Source organism: Bacillus cereus group sp. MYBK14-1 (assembly GCF_051916885.1).
In the GTDB taxonomy this organism is placed as follows: domain Bacteria; phylum Bacillota; class Bacilli; order Bacillales; family Bacillaceae_G; genus Bacillus_A; species Bacillus_A cereus.
The window spans coordinates 1-18,759 of record NZ_JBQAHM010000007.1 but is presented as its reverse complement, the minus strand read 5'-3'; the positions used below and the strand labels follow the sequence as shown (position 1 = coordinate 18,759).

Below are 18,759 nucleotides of genomic sequence, written 5' to 3'. Positions count from 1 at the left end.
CCATTCCCTCTTTATTTCTCTCGTAAATTTCTATAGAATATGTTGATAGGAATTATAAATTTCATAATGAATCGTGGAAAGGATGGGATTAACACATGTGGAACGAGTTTAAAAAATTCGCTTTCAAAGGGAATGTCGTTGATTTAGCTGTCGGGGTTGTAATCGGTGCTGCATTCGGTAAAATCGTTAGTTCTTTAGTAAAAGATATCATCACACCATTACTTGGTATGGTATTAGGTGGCGTTGACTTTACAAGTTTACACTTTGGATACGGTAAATCTGCTGTTATGTATGGTAACTTCATCCAAACAATTTTTGACTTCTTAATTATCGCAGCTTCTATCTTTATGTTTGTTAAAGTTTTCAACAAACTAACATCTAAAAAAGAAGAAGAAAAAGAGGAAGAAATTCCAGAACCAACAAAAGAAGAAGAACTTCTTGGCGAAATTCGCGACTTACTAAAACAGCAAAACTCTTCTAAAGATAGAGCATAATTGAACGGATAAAAAGGCATGTCCCCTCGGGACATGCCTTTTCTATATGCTATAACGTTTCCGAATTCATATGAATAAATAAAATAATACCAGCAACCATAAGTACCATAATGCTACCTGCAAATAGTGTAATACCAATAAACATTAAACTTGTGCTCATATCTACTGATACACTTTCAATAAAAATAGAAATTACATACGTGATAAGGGCAATTCCTGCAAGAATACTTCCTGGAACAAATCGCTTTAAACCATTTTGTTTTAACGTCATATATGCAAAAATAGCAGTCATACAAAGCGTAATTATCCAAAGAACGATCATCTCTTTTCCCCCCTCACAAGCCTTTTCTTTCTATTATACATGACATTGCCCTATAATAGTTAAATTTGCACTTATGTGACATATAACAAGGAATAGCCCCATCTATAGCGAAGGCATTATAACATACACTTATACAATAAGGAGGCTTTCATTTGGAATATACTACTACATATAAATTAGAGCTATCCGAACGATTCGATTATGTTACGATTGACTTAGACAAACAGTTTTTTTACATCGAAGTTGTAAATTTACAAAGTAATATAACTGTACTAAAAATATCAATTAACTTGCAAAAAGACGAAACGATGGTAGAGGGAAATATAATTCATTATGATACTTTTCACGTAGATGCATTATTACAAGGATTGAAATATGTTGCTCGAACATGTATTGATCACAATTTAAAAAACCAAAAGGAACTGTTTGCATTTTTAGAAGAAAATTAGCTCCAACAAAAAATGGTTATTTTTTCTTTTTATTGATATAATTGTTATATAGAAATATTCTTTATAAGGGAGTGTTCATAATGATTTGGATTTCACTAATCGTATTAGCTTATTTCATCATTCTCGTCCCAATACAGTACAACTACATTAAAATGCTCAAAGAAAAACAGAAAAAAATGAGTGTCTCACAAAACGAACTATATGACAACATGTCTTATGAAGAATCCCAAGTACATTACCATTATCAAAGTAACGTATTTACAATACCTGCTTCGCTTGTCGCAAGTATTATTTATAAAGTGAACCATGCAGCATAATATGTACGCTGTAAAATTATTGTTTGAGTCTGTTCATTCTAGTGAGCCTGATTCTACGAAAATTGATGAGTATTATGAAGAGAATCACGATACACTTTTTGAAGAAAGTATTATTCTTGTTAAAGCAAACAGTTTGGAAGAAGCTCATGCACTAGGCGAACAAATCGCTATACAATCTGAGCATACGTACGATAATAAGTACGGCCAGCAAATAACATGGACGTTTCGAAAACTATTGCATGTGTTTGAATTAGACGATACCCCATTTGAAACTGGAAAAGAATTGTATGCAAGATTTTTACACGTTAAGAAAGACGAAATGGTAAATGCAGTCGTACAAAAATACTATCCTGAATACGAATAAAAGCTCACAGCAATCGCTGTGAGCTTTTTTATACTTACTTCGTTGAATCTCTAAATTGGATACGGTGAGGTAAGATAACAGTGTGATCTTCCACTTTTTCTTTGTTCATATACTTTGTTAATAGACGCATTGCTACTGCACCGATATCATACATCGGTTGAACAACTGTTGAAAGCTGCGGACGAACCATTAATGCAAGGCGTGTATTATCGAAACCAAGTACTTCTACGTCAGTTGGTACGTTTAATCCAGCGTCTTGTGCTGCATGGATTACACCTAGTGCCATTTCATCAGAAGATACGAAGATTGCTGTTGGCTTTTCATCATTGCTCCAAAGCTTTTCGAATGCTTCGATACCTGAGTCATATGTGTAATCTCCATCGATTACAAGATTTTCATCATATGAAATACCTGCTTCTTCTAAAGCTTTTTTATAACCTTGTAACTTCTTCGCGCTTCCCGCTTTATCAATGAAAGGACCAGAGACGAAACCGATACGTTTATGTCCTTGCTCGATAAAGTGCTTCATTGCATCATAAGCTGCTTGTGTATAATCAATATTTACTGATGGCGTTTCATTTTGCTCATCAAATGATGCTGCTAATACAATTGGTACTGGAGATTTTTTAAATTCTTCAATGTGAATGTCTGTAATATCTTCACCCATGAAAACAATTCCGTCCACTTGTTTTCCAAGCATCGTATTTAATAAATGGAACTCTTTCTCTTTGTTTTGGTCAGAGTTACTTAAAATGATGTTATATTTGTACATTGTTGCGATATCTTCAATTCCACGAGCTAGTTCTGCATAAAACGTATTTGAGATATCAGGAATAATAACACCTACTGTAGTTGTCTTCTTACTTGCTAGTCCACGTGCTACCGCATTTGGGCGGTATCCTAAACGATCAATTGCTTCTAATACTTTCTTTCTTGTTGTAGGCTTTACATTTGGGTTACCGTTCACAACGCGTGATACGGTAGCCATTGAAACGTTCGCTTCACGCGCTACATCATATATTGTTACGTTCATCTCATCGCACACTCCTTCTATTTTTGTTATCTATTTTTATGTATCGGTTACTTGAATGAAAAAAAGACATCAACTCTATTTGCAGATGCCACCAATCGTCCCGAGTTCTTCCTTTTACTAATGATACGATAAAAACGCAGGCTCATACAATATTTTCCCGCAAAAGTTTCGAAAAAATTCGCTTCTTTTCTCGTATTTTCGTATTTTTTATGAAAAAAGGGCATTTTTTGTAAAAAAATAGATGTTTCCTTAGTAGAAATCTTATTTTAAGCAGTACGATAGTAAATGAAATTTATATCGGCGATTTTTCGAATATATCGACTGTAACTCGAAATATATCAGCGATTTTCCAAATATATCGACCGCAACTCTAATTATATCAGCGATTTTTTAAATATATCAACTTACCAACAAAAATCGACAATGACAGTCGCTATACAATAGGAGAAAGCTGTTCCAAAATGCCTTTTTGGAACAGCTCATTAAAAGTTTTTATAATTTACTTCCAAATGATTTTAATTCATTCATAAAATCATTGAACTGCGGTATATTCATTTGTTGCGCTGCATCAGATAAAGCTACAGCTGGATCGGGATGTACTTCAGCCATAATTGCGTCTGCACCAATTGCCATCGCTGCTTTTGCAGTTGGTAAGAGAAGGTCACGTCGCCCTGTAGAATGCGTTACATCGACAACGACAGGTAAATGTGTTTCTTTCTTTAAAATCGGCACAGCGGAAATATCAAGCGTATTACGCGTCGCTCTTTCATACGTGCGAATACCTCGTTCACATAAAATAATGTTCCCATTTCCCTTTGCCATAATATATTCTGCCGCATTAATGAATTCTTCAATCGTTGCTGATAGACCACGTTTTAATAATACTGGTTTATTCACAGCACCAGCTGCCCTTAGCAAATCAAAGTTTTGCATATTGCGAGCGCCAATTTGAATAACATCAACGTAATCTAATGACATCTCAATATCATTCGGATTTAAAATTTCACTAATAACAGCCAAATCATATTCATCTGCTACCTGGCGCAAAATTTGTAATCCCTCTAATCCAAGACCTTGAAAATCATACGGTGAAGTACGTGGTTTAAACGCACCACCACGCATTAATTTCAGACCTTGCCCTTTCATTGCTTCAGCAACTTGACGTACTTGTTCATAACTTTCCACTGCACACGGTCCCATAATAAAATGCTGATTTCCGTCACCAATTTTTTCACCATTAATTTCAACAATCGTATCTTCTGTTTTTTTCTTACGAGAAACAAGTAATGCTTTACGATGATCGTCTTCTTGTAATTCTAAACCAGCTTGAAAAATTTGTTTGAAAATATGTTGTAAAGTCGAAGTTTCAAATGGACCATTATTATTCTCTGCAATTAAATCCAGCATATTTCTTTCACGTACAGGATCAAAACGTTTCACACCTTGTACTTCTTTTAAATTACCAACTTCTTGTACGAGACGACCTCTTTCGTTTAGTAACTCTAATATTTGTAAATTAAGTTGATCAATTTCAGAACGTAAACGACCTAATTGTTGTGATGCCATAAGAAAGCCACCTCTTTCAAATTCCTATATGTTACTTTTTTAAGATAATTTATTATAGCTGATACATATACGATTGTCACACGATATACAGCAAGGAATTACTATCAAAAAACATTATATATTTTCATTTAAAATAAAAAAAGACAGTTTACATACTGTCTTTTTTTACAAGAAGGAAACAAACGGTTTATCACTGTTTTTCTCTTTTATAATAACGGCCTCAATTTTACTCTCGGACTTGATCTGTAATTGTACTTTCGCATCTTTAGGCAATTTGTCTAACATGCCTTGAGCAGCCAATTGGGTAAGAGCCATTAATTCTGTTTTACCGTTATATTTAATAACAATATTCATATTTAATGTATCCATTTGATCTTTCTTATAAGAAACTTTAGCATTGACTGGAATAAAATCTCCATTAGAAAAACCTTTTATTTCCTTAGCAAAGTTATTTATTTTTGTATTATCTTCTCCATGTGCTTGTGTAAATTCATCAGAAGGATATGAATACGACTTTTCATCGATCGTACTCCAATTTCCAAGGTTCGTATCATTCTTTTGAACAGTAGCACTAGCAATATACGTACCATTTTTTAAAGAACTTGTACTTTCTTGCTTAAAGATAGCAAACGTAATTGGAGATTTGTTATATTTATCATTTTTGTTAATAGCTTCAATAAGTTGTTTAGCAACTTCAGTCCCTTTAGACATAGCCTCTTCATTCGATACACTTGAAGACATAGCTAAGCCAATCATAACACCAGATAAACTTAATTCATTTGAATTCTGTTTTCCGAAATAATCTTGTTCTATAATATTTGTCAAAACTGGCGCTTCTACTTTCGCAACTAGTTCATCAATTAGTTTCTCTGGAATATACTGGTTTAATTGCAGTACGTGACTCTCTGTATCAAATTGCTGCGTTGCAATATTTATTAAACCATTTTCATACTCTGCTAAATCTAATTTAGAATTTGTTTTTATATTAGCTGTATTAATAACCTTTTGTTCTTTTAAAGGAATAACAGTTCTATAATAATCTTTAGAAACAGCAGTTCTCGGAATCATACTTTTTTCTTTTGTATCTTTTTGTATAACTTCATCCTTCTTACTAATCGTATTACTATTGTTACTACAAGCTCCCAGTAATAAACTTACGACTGCGAAGGATAATGCCATTTTCTTCATTACTTAAAACCTACTTTCAACAATCTAGTTATTTAGTTTGAACTATTAATAGTGTACCACTAAATATATTTCAACAAAAACAAAAAAAAAGAAGCAAGCACCTTTAGCTTGCTTCTTTTTACTTTATATTCTCTTCTAAAGCATCTTTTTTAATATTCCAATGAGATGTATTCCATACTACCATCCCATCTTTTATGTATAACACTTGCGGTGATTCATGTCTAATACTGTATTGTTCTGCAACACGATTTGACACATCTCTCGCATCTTGTACGTATAAGTAATACGCTGGTACTTCTCTTTCTTCGCTGCAATACGCTTGAAATTCTGTGTATGCACCGTGACTAATTGGGCATGTCGTACTGTGTTTAAAAAGAACATACGGCTCGTTCTTTTCTACTAAGACTTCAAGCTCTTCAATTGTTTCAAGTTTTGTCATATTCATCACGATTCACCTCTCATACGAAATCTAGAGCGTTTCTCTTTCTTTTCAGCTTTTTTCTCAATTCTTTCTAATTTACGCTCTTCTTTTTCATCCTTCTTCTCTTGTCTCGACGCACGGTAATGATTGTATACTTCAATCGCCGCACTGCTCCACTGTACAACTTGCGCTACTTTATCAGCGTTATTTTCAATTTCGTCCGTTACAGAGTCTGATACATTACGAAGCTTCGTATTTAAAGATTGGATTGTCGTTCCAATCCCATCTACACCCGCTACCACTTTATTTAATGACTGTGACTTCTGTTGAATATCATCAGCTAACGCATTCGTTTTATGTAATAATTGCTCTGTCTCTACGCTAATTCCTTGCATTTGTTTTTCTAAACCTTCTAACGTGCTTGCAACGTTTTCTAACGTCTTCTGAACCGATAACAACGTTCTACATACATACACTACTAATACTGCGAAAGCAACCGCGATAATAGCCGCACTTACATATAAAAGAACTTGCATTTCATCACTTCCTTTATCTTTTTCATACTTTCCCCTATTATACAATCATTTTCCGTTTCATTCTAATCCCTATCTCATCATTAGAATTTTCATACTTATTCGTTAACTGTAACATAAATCATTCAACAAATTCCACTAAGTAGGTTACAATAGGAGAGGATACATAATTAGTAGGGAGGCTTTACATATGAAAGATCCACGTATTGAAAAGTTAGCATACAATTTAATTAACTACTCTATCCGCTTACAAAAAGGTGAAAAAGTATTAATTGAAAACTTTGGCTTACAAAAAGAACTTGTAACTGCACTTGTAAAAGAAGCATATGCAGCTGGTGGTTTCCCATTCGTCTCTTTAAAAGATCATCAAGTAGATCGCTCTTTATTAATGGGTGCTACTGAAGAACATTTCGAACAAATCGCTGCATATGAAGCAAGCGTAATGAAAGACATGGACGCTTATATCGGCCTTCGCTCTGGCGATAATATTAATGAACAAGCTGACGTTCCAAGTGAGCGTATGAAAGTTCATGGCCAAACAGTTGGTAAAAAAGTTCATAGAGACATTCGCGTTCCAAAAACACGCTGGGTTGTTCTTCGCTACCCAAATGCTTCTATGGCACAGCTTGCTAAAATGAGTACAGAAGCTTTCGAAGACTTCTACTTTGAAGTATGTAACTTAGACTACGGTAAAATGGATAAGGCGATGGACAGCCTTGTTACATTAATGAATAAAACAGATAAAGTTCGTTTAACTGGTCCTGGAACTGACTTAACATTCTCTATTAAAGACATTCCAGCAATTAAATGCTCCGGTCATTTAAACATTCCAGACGGTGAAGTATACTCTGCACCAGTTCGTGATTCTGTTAACGGTACAGTTTCTTACAACACACCATCTCCTTACAACGGTTATACATTTGAAAATGTACAACTTAAGTTCGAGAACGGCCAAATCGTTGAAGCAACTGCAAACGATTCAGAACGCATTAACAAAATCTTCGATACAGACGAAGGCGCACGCTACGTTGGTGAGTTCGCAATCGGCGTAAACCCATACATCTTACATCCAATGGGAGACATCCTATTCGATGAAAAAATCGATGGCAGCTTCCACTTCACTCCTGGACAAGCTTACGACGATGCATGGAACGGTAACAACTCGAACATTCACTGGGATTTAGTATGCATCCAACGCCCTGAATACGGCGGCGGCGAAATTTACTTCGACGACGTACTCATCCGTAAAGACGGACGCTTCGTTGTAGCTGAATTAGAAGCTTTAAATCCAGAGAACTTAAAATAATAATAAAAACGCTCGGGATTTTTCCGAGCGTTTTTATTATTAATACTTTAATAACTCTTTCGCCACATCTTCTGGCACTTTAAAACTCATTTTCTTATTTTTCATTTCAACTTCGACATAAGGGACATCTTTATATACTGTCATCGTACCAATTTCATGTAACTCTTTTTTATCTTTACTCGAATCCAATAATTTCGGTGTATCCTCTTGATACATTGTAAATGTTTTCCCTTGCGGAGTATCTAAAGGAGCCGATTGCATTTTCCACTTATCCATTTTCATGACTTCAAACAGCTTTTCAATTTTTTTCTTATCGGTAATTACTTTTTTCTCACTTGAATCAGTAAGTGATTCAATTTCAACTTTTTGTGCCTTTTCTAAGTTCATATCAGCCTTTTCCTTCTTCGCACTACACCCTATTAAAAGAAAGGATGCAGTTAACAGAAGTAAAAATAACATAAGGGCTTTTTTCATTTCTAATCCCCCTAACTACATAGTGCTACTTTTCTCACTTTTTGTTTGCTGAAAATGAAAATAATATAAAAGCGCCACTGCAATAGTACTTATTAATATTGGCATATATAAGGGCAAATCCCATTTCATATATACTCTAGTGCAAATAGCAAGCACCAGTAATATTTCTAAGCAAAACAAAGGTTTTACATATTTCATTTCTTACCCACCATTTCTATTTTCACATGTGGATTTTCTTTTTCGATAAGCGCCAAAAATTCATTCATATCTTGCGGCATCGCAACCATATGTACTTTATATGCATTCGTCGTAATTTCAAGAGACTTTCCGACCTGACGTATAATTCTCACATCTTTTAATACAATATCATCATTTAAAATACCGTACTTTAATACGCCATTTTCTACTTTATGTTTTTTAATAAATACTTCCCAAACGAGTGGTACATTTACAATGAAGCATAAACCCATCCCAATCAACGCTGACATCCAATGCGCTTTATTAGTGAAAAGCATGACAATTGGATATATAAACATAAAAACTAACGTAAGGCAAACGAAAATGACTACTGACTTACTTCTTTGAATTGGAAAGTTCATACCTACACCCCCCTAATCCAAATTATACCACTATTTCCATTTTAGTTCATAGAAAAAGGCCATTTCTAAATGACCTTTTACACAATGTACCTATAAAATTTCTTATCTACCTGTAGCACCGGAAAGTTTTTCGGCAACTCGTCTATACTCACACTTTGAAAACCATTCTTTTCATAAAAGCGATGCGCCGCTAAAAATTTCACTGTCGTTCCTAAGTAAATATCTTTCAGCTTTTTATTCTCAGCCCATGAAATTGCTGTTTGGAGCAACTTATGTGATGCACCCCACTCTTTTCCGCGAAATTCTTTTTTTACGCACATTTTTCTTAACGCTACTTGATGATTCCCAATATCTAATAAAGCTACTGTTCCAACTACTTTACCATCATAATTTGCTACCCAAAAGTTTCCATGATTCCTTTGATAAAATGTTTCTATTTCAAGCAGGTCTGGCTGCTCTTCTTTCGTAATGGGGACATTGTACTCTTTTTGCTGAATATGAACGATAAGATTTACTACTTCGTCTTGAAATTTACTTTCATACGGAACAATATGAATCTTCTCGTTCATCGAATCTCCTTCCACTCTGAAGCTAATAAACTATATACAGCGATATCGTGGAAGTGATCGTATAGCCATTCTTCATCTCTTAAAACACCGTCTAACTTAAATCCTAAACGTTCTGGGATCGCGCGGCTTTTCACATTTTCAACACCGCATCTAATTTCCATTTTATTTAATTTTAAATTCTCAAATGCATAGTGAAGTACAGCCTTTACGCTACGCGTCATAATGCCTTTCCCGCCAGCATCTTCTGCCAGATAATATCCAAGGCTCGCCGCTTTCTTCCCCCAGCTCACTGGATGAATGCCTACCATCCCAACAAGCTTCCCTTTATAACGTATGCCACTTTCAAAACCGTCTCCCTCTGCAAACTTCTTTAACCACATCGGACAAATCTCATCATAAGCATCAGCAGATTTTGTCCCATCTACCCAAGGGAGCCATTTCCGTAAATGATTACGGTTTTGATCTAATAATTGATATAATTCCTCTTTATGATGTTTTTCTAGTAATTGTAGTTCGATTTCGTCATCTACTCGGAGTGTGAACATGTTTTTTAGTCCCCTTTTTAGTTTTCTTATTATTCTAACATTTATATTTCAAAACGCGTACCAATATATCAACGATTTTTGAAATATATCGAACACAACTCCATATATATCGACGTTTCAACATTAAAGCACAACCACGACAACATAAAAAAGACGCACAGCCAAGCTATGCGTCTTTTCTATTATTTCTCTGCAACTTGAACTTCTTTTACGTAAGCCGCTTCGAATTTTTGGATGTCACCTGCGCCCATGAAAATTAGAACGCCGTTTTTATGTTTCTTTAATACATCCGTTGTTGTATCTGTAATTAATTCTGCACCGTCAATACGCTTTTGCAGATCTTCGATTGTTAATTCACCTTTGTTTTCACGTGCTGATCCGAAAATATCACATAGGTATACTTGGTCAGCTTTGCTTAGGCTTTCTGCGAACTCATCTAAGAACTTTTCTGTACGTGAGAATGTATGTGGCTGGAATACAGCGACAATTTCACGCTCTGGATGTTTTTGACGAGCAGCTTCAATCGTTGCATTAATCTCTGTCGGATGGTGTGCGTAGTCATCGATGATTACTTGCTCTCCCATCGGCTTTTCATTAAAGCGACGTTTTACGCCTTCAAAAGTTGTTAATTGATGTTTTACTGCTTCTACATCAACATTTTCATAATGGCAAAGCGCGATTACTGCTAACGCATTTAATACGCTGTGATTGCCGTATCCTGTAATTTTGAACGTATCATAGTACGTATTACGAACGAATACATCAAATATCGTACCATCTGTTCTCTTTTGAATGTTGCGTGCTTGGAAATCATTATCTTCTCCAAATCCATAGAAAATAACAGGTACTTTCGCTTGAATTTTTTGAAGTTCTTCATCATCTCCACATGCAATAATGCCTTTTTTCACTTGCAATGCCATCTCTTGGAATGCACTGAATACATCATTGATGTCTGCAAAATAATCTGGATGATCAAAATCAATATTTGTCATAATTGCATAGTCTGGATTATAAGACAAGAAATGACGACGATACTCACAAGCTTCAAATACAAAATACTTACTATTTTCTACCCCATGCCCTGTTCCATCTCCAATAAGGTAAGATGTTGGGTGTGCACCTTGCATTACATGGGCTAACAAACCTGTTGTTGATGTTTTTCCGTGTGCACCAGTTACAGCAACACTTGTGTATTGGCTCATCAGGTCACCTAAGAAATGATGGTAACGATGGACTGGGATGTTTAATTCTTTTGCTGCTACGATTTCTTCATGCGTATCAGGAAATGCATTTCCTGCAATAATCACTTGTCCTTCTTCTACATTATTCTTATCAAAAGGAAGGATCGAGATACTACGCTTTTCCAACGCTGTTTGTGTAAAGAAACGCTTTTCATAATCAGACCCTTGAACAGTATGCTTCATATCATGAAGAATTTGCGCTAATGAACTCATTCCTGTTCCTTTAATTCCTACAAAATGGTAAACTGTCATCTTAAAGAACCTCCAACATTTCGAACTAATACAACGGCCTATCTATAAGACAGTATATGAATCTTTTCTTATTTTGGTAATCATCATACATTTTTGATGTAGTGAAGTTATTCTTTCCCTTCACTTATCAGGATAAACTCGTACGTACTTCTTTATATGTCCATAATAAGTCCATTATAGCAAAAAAGAAGCCGCTATACTATGATAACAGAAAAACTGATAGGGTCAATCACCTATCAGTTTTTCTCTCTTTTACATCTCTTCTCTTTTTTCTAATTGAACACGCTCTAAACGTGGGTTTGGACGATATTTACGACCAGCTTTTGCTTCTGGTTTCCCATTTAGTTCTACATTATCACCAGTAAAGCCAATATTCATTTTTAATAAGCTACTTCCTACCCCGTATATGTCAACAGGTACGTTTTGAGCTTCAAATTCACGAATACGCTTCTCATCAAATCCACCAGTTACAACGATGTCTACATGCTGGAATCCTTCTTCATCAAGTGCTTTACGAAGTGCGAATACAAGCGATGGGTTTACACCACGTGGATCGAATGTTCCAAGTACTTCTGGGTGGCGAATAAAGTATTGATCAATCATCGTGCGGGACGTATCTACACGTACACCTTTTAATGTTGATCCAAATTCACGCGCTACGCGAAGTGCATCTGTAATGACATCATTGTTGTAATCAATTAATACAACTAATTCATCTTCTGGGAATTTCTTATGATATGCTTTTGCCGCTTCCACAACATCACCATTAAACATTTGAATTAATGCGTGAGGCATCGTCCCCATACCACTTTTGCCCCACCATTCATTCATCGCATGCGTCGCTTGTGCGCTCATACCTCCGATGTATGCTGCATAACCGTCACCAGCTTGTTGTGTATAATGATCATCACGGTCTCCCATGAAAATAACTGGTTTTTCTTTATCTACGCTACGCGCAGCTTGGACAACGTTATATACGTTTGTCGCAACCGATGTACGACGAGCTAAAATCCCATCAATGACACCTTCTAAAAATCCGAAATTTTCATAAGGACCATGAATTGTTAACACTGTTTCAAATGGACTAATTTTATCGCCATCTTTTAAAGAGTTAATCTCAAGTTCCTCAGGATTTTTAGCGAATGTTTGTAGCAATGCAATTACTTCATCCGTTCCGCAAAGAACTGCATTTTCCTTTTGGAAAAATTGCATCGTTACAACACTTTTCGGGCGAAATTCTTCGATGATTTCTCTAGTCTTTAAAAAGTAAACGGCAGAGAACCAACCTTCTCCAACACGTTCGTCAAATTTAAATGTTTTATTTGTTAGTCTATTTATTTCACCTTTTAATTTTAATTCAATTTCTTTCATGTCGCTTTACTCCCTACTTTACTATCCAACATTTTCTCTTAGTATACAGCAAAACCGTTTACTATACATTTGTTTCCTGCATAGCGGCAAATTCATCCTCAGAAATAAGGACATCTCTCGGTTTCGTTCCTCTACCTTCAGAAATAATTCCTTGCGATTCCATCTCTTCAATGAGACGTGCCGCGCGATTATAACCGATGCGGAATTTTCGCTGTACAGAAGATGTGGACGCTCCCCCTTGTTCTACAACAAATTGACATGCATCAAGGAACAATTCGTCTTCCGACTCAGCTTGTTCTGTTTTCGCTAATAAATCCTCTTGCTTAAATAAGTAATTCGGCTTCATTTGCTTTTTCACATGATCAACTGTTTTTTCAATCTCATCATCCGATACATATACACCTTGTACACGAACTGGTTTAGATGTACCGTTCCCTAAGAATAACATATCACCACGGCCAAGTAATTTCTCCGCGCCCCCAATATCAATAATCGTACGCGAATCAACTTGAGATGATACAGTAAACGCAATACGCGTTGGAATGTTTGACTTAATTAAACCTGTAATAACATCTACAGATGGACGCTGCGTCGCTACTAATAAATGAATACCACAAGCACGTGCTTTTTGCGCAATACGACAAATCGCTTCCTCAACATCACCAGGTGCTACCATCATTAAATCGGCTAACTCGTCAATGACAATAACGATATAAGGTAATGTCTCTCCTGGAATTTCTCGCTCACTTACAATCGTATTGTAGCGAGTTAAATCACGAGCACCTGCGTGTGCAAACAATTCATAACGGCGTTCCATTTCCTCAACTGCCCATTTTAATGCAGCTGTCGCTGCTTTTACATCCGTAATAACAGGTGCTACAAGATGCGGAACAGAATTATATGGTGCAAGCTCAACCATCTTCGGATCAATTAACATTAACTTCACTTCATGTGGTTTCGCTTTATATAAAATACTCGTTAAAATGGCGTTAATACACACACTTTTACCTGAACCCGTTGCACCCGCAATAAGTCCGTGCGGCATTTTTCGAATATCCGTTACAATTGGATCCCCTGAAATATCAAGTCCAAGCGCAACAGTAAGCGGTGATTCACTCTTTGTGAATACAGGACTTCTTAAAATTTCGCGAAGAAATACTGGCTTACTTTCTTTATTTGGAACTTCAATTCCAATTGCACTCTTCCCTGGAATCGGTGCTTCAATACGAATATCTTTCGCAGCTAAACTTAACTTAATATCATCACTTAAATTTGTAATTTTATTTACTTTCACACCTGGGTCTGGTTGTACTTCAAAACGAGTTACTGCTGGACCTTGTGATACATTAATAACATGTGCGCCAACATGAAAATTATTAAACGTTGTATCTAATAATTCTTTCTGCTCCTCTAACCATTCTGTATTATCTAACGCTGATTGCTGTGGAATCGACAACAGCGCTAATGGTGGAACAGTATATGTCGGTGGTGTATGCAATACATTTCGCATATCGTTCTCTCTTTGATTTATAACATATGCTTTCTCTTGTACTTCCGTACTTGAAATTGGCTTTTGTACTTGCTCTACCACTACTTGCTGCATTGGTTGCTCTTCCACTTGTGGTTCTGCTACTACTTGCTGCACTGGGCGTTCTTCCACTTGTGGTTCTGCTACTTGCTGCACTGGGCGCTCTTCCACTTGTGGTTCTACTACCACCTGCTGCACTGGGCGCTCTTCCACTTGTGGTTCTACTACCACCTGCTGTACTGGGCGCTCTTCCACTTGTGGTTCTACTACCACCTGCTGCACTGGACGTTCTTCCACTTGTGGTTCTACTACCACCTGCTGCATTGGGTTTTCTTCCACTTGTGGTTCTGCTACTACTTGCTGCACTGGGCGTTCTTCCACTTGTGGTTCTGCTACTACTTGCTGCACTGGGCGTTCTTCCACTTGTGGTTCTGCTACCTCTTGTTGTACTGGCTTATTCTCTACTCGTACATTAGCAGAAGGCTGCATTGCATTTGCTCTAGCTGCATGTCTTTCCATTAATCGTGTTCTATCTTGTTTCAACATAACAACATTAAATGGTACATGGCGCTTTTTCTCACGTTTTGGTTCTTCTTTTTGTACAACTGGTTGCTCTTCTGCGATTGGTGTTTCTTCTACAACTCGTTGCTCTTCTACGACTGGCGCTTCTTCTACAACTCGTTGCTCTTCTGCGACCTGTGCTTCTTCTACAACTCGTCTATTTTCCTCTGTTTCTGCAATTAAAACATTCGCAAAGCTTTGAACATCTTTCTTCGTTTGTTCATCAGCCTCAGCAACATGTATGAATTCACTCTTTTGTTCAATTGCTTCATCTTCTTGCTGAATTTCCTCAAGTGCTACAAATGTCTCTACTACAGACGCTTTTGTTTCTGCAATCACTTCTGTTTCTTCTGCTTCCGCAATTACTTCCACTTCTTCTAACTCTTCTGCTTCCGCAATTACTTCAGCTTCTTCTGACTCTTCTGCTTCCGCAATTACTTCCACTTCTTCTGACTCTTCTGCTTCCGCAATTACTTCCACTTCTTCTGACTCTTCTGTTTCTGTAATTACTTCAGCTTCTTCTGACTCTTCTGCTTCCGCAATTACTTCCACTTCTTCTGACTCTTCCGTTTCTGCAATTACTTCCACTTCTTCTGACTCTTTCGCTTCCGCAATTACTTCCACTTCTTCTGACTCTTCTGTTTCTGCAATCACTTCTACTTCTTCTGCTTCCGCAATTACTTCCACTTCTTCTAACTCTTCTGCTTTCGCAATTACTTCAGCTTCTTCTGACTCTTCTACTTCCGCAATTACTTCCACTTCTTCAGGTGCCTCTGTTTCCATAACTACTTCTTCAAGCTCTTCCGTTTCTGCAATTACTTCTACTTTTGACACTTCTTCTGGTATTTCCACAATGATTGTTTCTTCAAGTTTTTCTTCTGCTTTGACAATCACTGATTCTTCTGGAGCTTGCTTTTCTACTTCAATAGTAGGTTGTTTTATTTCTGTGTTACGTTTAATTTCTTCTGATAATATTGTATCCTCGTGCTCTACTTTAGAAGCTACTAATTCTTCTTGTAGATTGTTTTCGTTTAACACCACTACATCTTTTTCTAGCTTAGCACTTTCCATCTGCTCAGCTACTGTTTTATGAAGTAATTCATCCGCTGAAACTTCCTGCGGTGTACTCATTTCTTGAATCACTTCTTTTTCTTCTACTAAAGGCACTTGGCGTTCGATTTCATAACCGTTTTTCTCTAGCCATTGATCAACTACTGACTTTTCTTCCTTTTTATTCTCTTCATATTGTTGCTCTCCTTGCTGGTTAGCAGCTCTATGACTAGAAGAAGTTGGTGCTTGTCCTTCTGAGAAATCAGATAATTTATATCCTTTTTTCTCTAACCATGCATCAACGACTGATTTACCCTCTACAGATATTTCAAGGTCTTCTCTTTCCTTTACTTCCTCCTGCTTTTCTTCCTTTTTCTCTACTGAAGGACGATTATATCCATAAATTGGCGAAATCATTTCTGTTGGACGAAATGGTCTACGGTTACTCTCTTGCGAAGGTGCAGATACCTTTTTAACGACAGACTCCCGCACCGGTTCATATTGCACTTCCGGCTCTTCATATGTAGAAACTACCTTTTCCACATACGGTCGTCTGCTTCTTTCCACCTTTATTCCTCTTTGGGCAGTAGGTTCTTCATATGTTACTCCTTGAACAGGTTGTTCTTCGAAGCGATTTACTTCGCTTTCATCCTCTTCATCGAACCCATTATCCGGTACTAAAGGAAAACGGCATTTACCTGCATTCCTACTTGCCATTTGTGCTTCTCTTGCTTCAGTGTAGTGGTTTACACGAGGAATTTTCGGCTGACTTTCAATTTGCTTTGGTACTTCTTTATTCATCGCTGTTTGTTCTTCCTCTTTGTTAAACAGCTTTTTCATCCAATCTAACATGCTTACCACTCTTTCTACTAAATAGTAACATCCTTTATTGTATCAGCATTCGGCAAAAAGTGCAGGTAAAATTAAGCATGTCATATTTATCCACAATATTCTAATTTACGAGTGTTTCATATGGAAAAACGCAGCCTTTCATGTAAGACTGCGCTTAAGCTTTACTCTTCCGATATGCATCTATACTATCCGTTACACTTTGCAATAAAGAATTTACATACTGCGGGTCAGATAATTTTTTATCTTCTTCATGGTTTGACATAAACCCAAGTTCTAATAACACACCAGGAACCTTTGCCCAATTAAATCCAGAAAGATCATCCCGAAATTTAATTCCATTTACTTTTACTTGCTGGTTCTCCCTCATTTTATTTATAATCATTTGAGAGATTTGAAGACTTTCCGCATAAATCTCTTTCGTATACGGACTTCCTTCTGCAGGCGTCAATACAGCAAATCCACTTTCGTTTGGATTTTCAGAACCATCTGCATGAAGACGTAAAAATAAATTCGCCTTATGATTATTTGCGAATGTCGCCCGTTCTTTATTACTTATATCAACGTCTTGTGATGTTCTCGTCATTAATACTTGTATCCCTTTTGCTTCAAGCTTTTCTTTTAATAAAAAAGCCATTTCTAATACAAGTACAGCCTCTCTCTTTTTCGTCACAACACCTGTTGTACCGTCTGTCACTTTATATTTTTGCGTTGTTGCCCCTGGTCCAATTGGCTCTAAATTTAAATTCGCTTTTTGTTGATGCCCTGGATCAATAACGACGAGAAACTTCTCTTGTTTTTCATTACTCCCTACTTTTTGTTCATTATTTTGCACTGGTTGCTCAGTTGGCTGTACTGGCGTAGTTTCTTCTTTCTTTTCCTCAGATGATACTTCCTCTTGCTTATGTTCTACTTGCTCATTCGTTTGAATTGCTTGCAATTCTTCGTTTATTTCTTGTTCTTGCTGTTTTTCTACCGGTGCGTCTTCTTTGGTATCTTTGTTTTTCTCTTGTATAGAAGATGTAGTTTCTTTTTTCGGCTGCTCTTGTGAACAACCGGCCATATATATTCCAATGAATGCAATCATGCTCATTATTTTTATATACTTCATACTTCTCTCCCATCACTTTGCACCGGATTCAAAGTTTTTCTTATAATTGCCCTATAATCTCATCCATATTTCCAATATAAACTGGCTGCCATTTTTCTGTACCACGTTCTGCAGTATAAACCGGATAAGCGTCATCATCTATATTTACGAAAACTGGATCGCCCATATCCGTTTCATATCCAATTGTAATCCATCCTTCTTGCCACTTTCCGTTTTCTTCACTTATTAATGAATTTTTATGTTTATCGTATCGGTAACCGATTTGTCCTTTTTCTAATTCACTTTCACTAAACACATATATTTCATAAGTACCTAGCTCAATATCTTGCTGTTTTGAAGTTTCAATTCGTTTTAGAAGTTCTGCGATTTTTATTTGTTGTTTCATACGTCTATCCCCTTCTATTTTTCTAAATTTTAACTAGTTTGTTTATAAAATACAATATAGATTTTAAGAAAAAAGGTGACATCCTTATAATATGAATGATTTTTTGAATATATCTGTCACAACTCTACATATATCAACGATTTTTCAAATATATCTATCGTAACTCTACATATATCAACGATTTTTTAAATATATCTATCACAACTCTCAATATATCAACGATTTTTTAAA

21 protein-coding genes are annotated in these 18,759 nt (G+C 36.3%); 5 read left to right on the top strand and 16 right to left on the bottom strand.

The window, feature by feature from the left end; translation table 11 throughout:
- Positions 1 to 95: 95 nt before the first annotated feature.
- Positions 96 to 494: a large conductance mechanosensitive channel protein MscL gene (gene mscL, locus ACTFR3_RS18385; RefSeq protein ID WP_000267011.1), complete on the top strand. Its 399-nt coding sequence runs from the start codon at positions 96 to 98 to the stop codon at positions 492 to 494.
- Between the two features lie 49 nt (positions 495 to 543).
- Here the strand turns inward: mscL and ACTFR3_RS18380 are convergent, their stop codons facing one another.
- Complete coding sequence (locus ACTFR3_RS18380; RefSeq protein ID WP_000636589.1) at positions 544 to 816, bottom strand: DUF3917 domain-containing protein; 273 nt, start codon at positions 814 to 816, stop codon at positions 544 to 546.
- Between the two features lie 152 nt (positions 817 to 968).
- Between ACTFR3_RS18380 and dhp61 the strand changes: the two genes are divergently transcribed.
- The 3 genes from dhp61 (at position 969) to ACTFR3_RS18365 (ending at position 1,946) form a co-directional block, all read left to right on the top strand.
- Entirely contained in the window at positions 969 to 1,265 is a 297-nt protein-coding gene (gene dhp61 / locus ACTFR3_RS18375) for a protein Dhp61 (RefSeq protein WP_000456864.1), read from the top strand.
- An 80-nt stretch (positions 1,266 to 1,345) separates the two neighbouring features.
- Positions 1,346 to 1,582 carry a DUF3949 domain-containing protein gene (locus tag ACTFR3_RS18370; protein WP_000637903.1) on the top strand — a complete coding sequence of 79 codons (237 nt, stop codon included), beginning with the start codon at positions 1,346 to 1,348 and terminating at the stop codon, positions 1,580 to 1,582.
- Between the two features lies 1 nt (position 1,583).
- Complete coding sequence (locus tag ACTFR3_RS18365) at positions 1,584 to 1,946, top strand: DUF4288 domain-containing protein (RefSeq protein ID WP_002164415.1); 363 nt, start codon at positions 1,584 to 1,586, stop codon at positions 1,944 to 1,946.
- Between the two features lie 34 nt (positions 1,947 to 1,980).
- On the opposite strand, the gene ccpA is transcribed toward ACTFR3_RS18365, so the two are convergent.
- From ccpA to ACTFR3_RS18340, 5 genes are all read right to left on the bottom strand, one after another.
- Positions 1,981 to 2,979: a catabolite control protein A gene (ccpA, locus tag ACTFR3_RS18360; protein WP_001103297.1), complete on the bottom strand. Its 999-nt coding sequence runs from the start codon at positions 2,977 to 2,979 to the stop codon at positions 1,981 to 1,983.
- A 492-nt stretch (positions 2,980 to 3,471) separates the two neighbouring features.
- A complete protein-coding gene (locus ACTFR3_RS18355) occupies positions 3,472 to 4,545 on the bottom strand; it encodes a bifunctional 3-deoxy-7-phosphoheptulonate synthase/chorismate mutase (RefSeq protein WP_000168209.1) in 1,074 nt (357 codons plus the stop codon).
- Positions 4,546 to 4,710: 165 nt separating this feature from the next.
- Positions 4,711 to 5,733 (bottom strand): CamS family sex pheromone protein, encoded by a 1,023-nt coding sequence (locus ACTFR3_RS18350; protein WP_000738025.1) that lies wholly within the window; start codon positions 5,731 to 5,733, stop codon positions 4,711 to 4,713.
- Between the two features lie 118 nt (positions 5,734 to 5,851).
- On the bottom strand, positions 5,852 to 6,178 hold the full coding sequence (gene ytxJ / locus ACTFR3_RS18345; RefSeq protein WP_001057469.1) for a bacillithiol system redox-active protein YtxJ: 327 nt from the start codon (positions 6,176 to 6,178) through the stop codon (positions 5,852 to 5,854).
- Positions 6,178 to 6,690: a DUF948 domain-containing protein gene (locus ACTFR3_RS18340; RefSeq protein WP_440044652.1), complete on the bottom strand. Its 513-nt coding sequence runs from the start codon at positions 6,688 to 6,690 to the stop codon at positions 6,178 to 6,180. The genes ytxJ and ACTFR3_RS18340 overlap by 1 nt, the downstream gene beginning before the upstream one ends.
- Before the next feature lie 187 nt (positions 6,691 to 6,877).
- Here ACTFR3_RS18340 and ACTFR3_RS18335 point away from each other — a divergent pair, with 187 nt between their 5' ends.
- Complete coding sequence (locus ACTFR3_RS18335) at positions 6,878 to 7,993, top strand: aminopeptidase (protein ID WP_000654727.1); 1,116 nt, start codon at positions 6,878 to 6,880, stop codon at positions 7,991 to 7,993.
- Between the two features lie 39 nt (positions 7,994 to 8,032).
- Here the strand turns inward: ACTFR3_RS18335 and ACTFR3_RS18330 are convergent, their stop codons facing one another.
- The 10 genes from ACTFR3_RS18330 to ACTFR3_RS18285 form a co-directional block, all read right to left on the bottom strand.
- Complete coding sequence (locus tag ACTFR3_RS18330) at positions 8,033 to 8,467, bottom strand: hypothetical protein (RefSeq protein ID WP_000709855.1); 435 nt, start codon at positions 8,465 to 8,467, stop codon at positions 8,033 to 8,035.
- 15 nt (positions 8,468 to 8,482) lie between these two features.
- Positions 8,483 to 8,665: a hypothetical protein gene (locus ACTFR3_RS18325; RefSeq protein ID WP_088322576.1), complete on the bottom strand. Its 183-nt coding sequence runs from the start codon at positions 8,663 to 8,665 to the stop codon at positions 8,483 to 8,485.
- On the bottom strand, positions 8,662 to 9,066 hold the full coding sequence (locus ACTFR3_RS18320; protein ID WP_001010641.1) for a PH domain-containing protein: 405 nt from the start codon (positions 9,064 to 9,066) through the stop codon (positions 8,662 to 8,664). The genes ACTFR3_RS18325 and ACTFR3_RS18320 overlap by 4 nt, the downstream gene beginning before the upstream one ends.
- Positions 9,067 to 9,143: 77 nt before the next feature.
- Positions 9,144 to 9,635, bottom strand: a complete 492-nt coding sequence (locus ACTFR3_RS18315) for a GNAT family N-acetyltransferase (RefSeq protein ID WP_440044650.1) — start codon at positions 9,633 to 9,635, stop codon at positions 9,144 to 9,146.
- Positions 9,632 to 10,180: a GNAT family N-acetyltransferase gene (locus tag ACTFR3_RS18310; protein ID WP_440044649.1), complete on the bottom strand. Its 549-nt coding sequence runs from the start codon at positions 10,178 to 10,180 to the stop codon at positions 9,632 to 9,634. Before ACTFR3_RS18310 ends, ACTFR3_RS18315 begins: the two co-directional genes overlap by 4 nt.
- A 182-nt stretch (positions 10,181 to 10,362) precedes the next feature.
- Positions 10,363 to 11,673, bottom strand: a complete 1,311-nt coding sequence (murC, locus tag ACTFR3_RS18305) for a UDP-N-acetylmuramate--L-alanine ligase (RefSeq protein WP_000219468.1) — start codon at positions 11,671 to 11,673, stop codon at positions 10,363 to 10,365.
- A gap of 252 nt (positions 11,674 to 11,925) precedes the next feature.
- Positions 11,926 to 13,044 (bottom strand): nicotinate phosphoribosyltransferase, encoded by a 1,119-nt coding sequence (locus ACTFR3_RS18300; protein ID WP_000658370.1) that lies wholly within the window; start codon positions 13,042 to 13,044, stop codon positions 11,926 to 11,928.
- A gap of 61 nt (positions 13,045 to 13,105) precedes the next feature.
- On the bottom strand, positions 13,106 to 17,035 hold the full coding sequence (locus tag ACTFR3_RS18295) for a DNA translocase FtsK (protein WP_440044648.1): 3,930 nt from the start codon (positions 17,033 to 17,035) through the stop codon (positions 13,106 to 13,108).
- A gap of 154 nt (positions 17,036 to 17,189) precedes the next feature.
- Complete coding sequence (locus tag ACTFR3_RS18290; protein ID WP_025689970.1) at positions 17,190 to 18,143, bottom strand: N-acetylmuramoyl-L-alanine amidase; 954 nt, start codon at positions 18,141 to 18,143, stop codon at positions 17,190 to 17,192.
- 40 nt (positions 18,144 to 18,183) lie between these two features.
- A complete protein-coding gene (locus ACTFR3_RS18285) occupies positions 18,184 to 18,528 on the bottom strand; it encodes a hypothetical protein (RefSeq protein ID WP_000813166.1) in 345 nt (114 codons plus the stop codon).
- Positions 18,529 to 18,759: the final 231 nt, after the last annotated feature.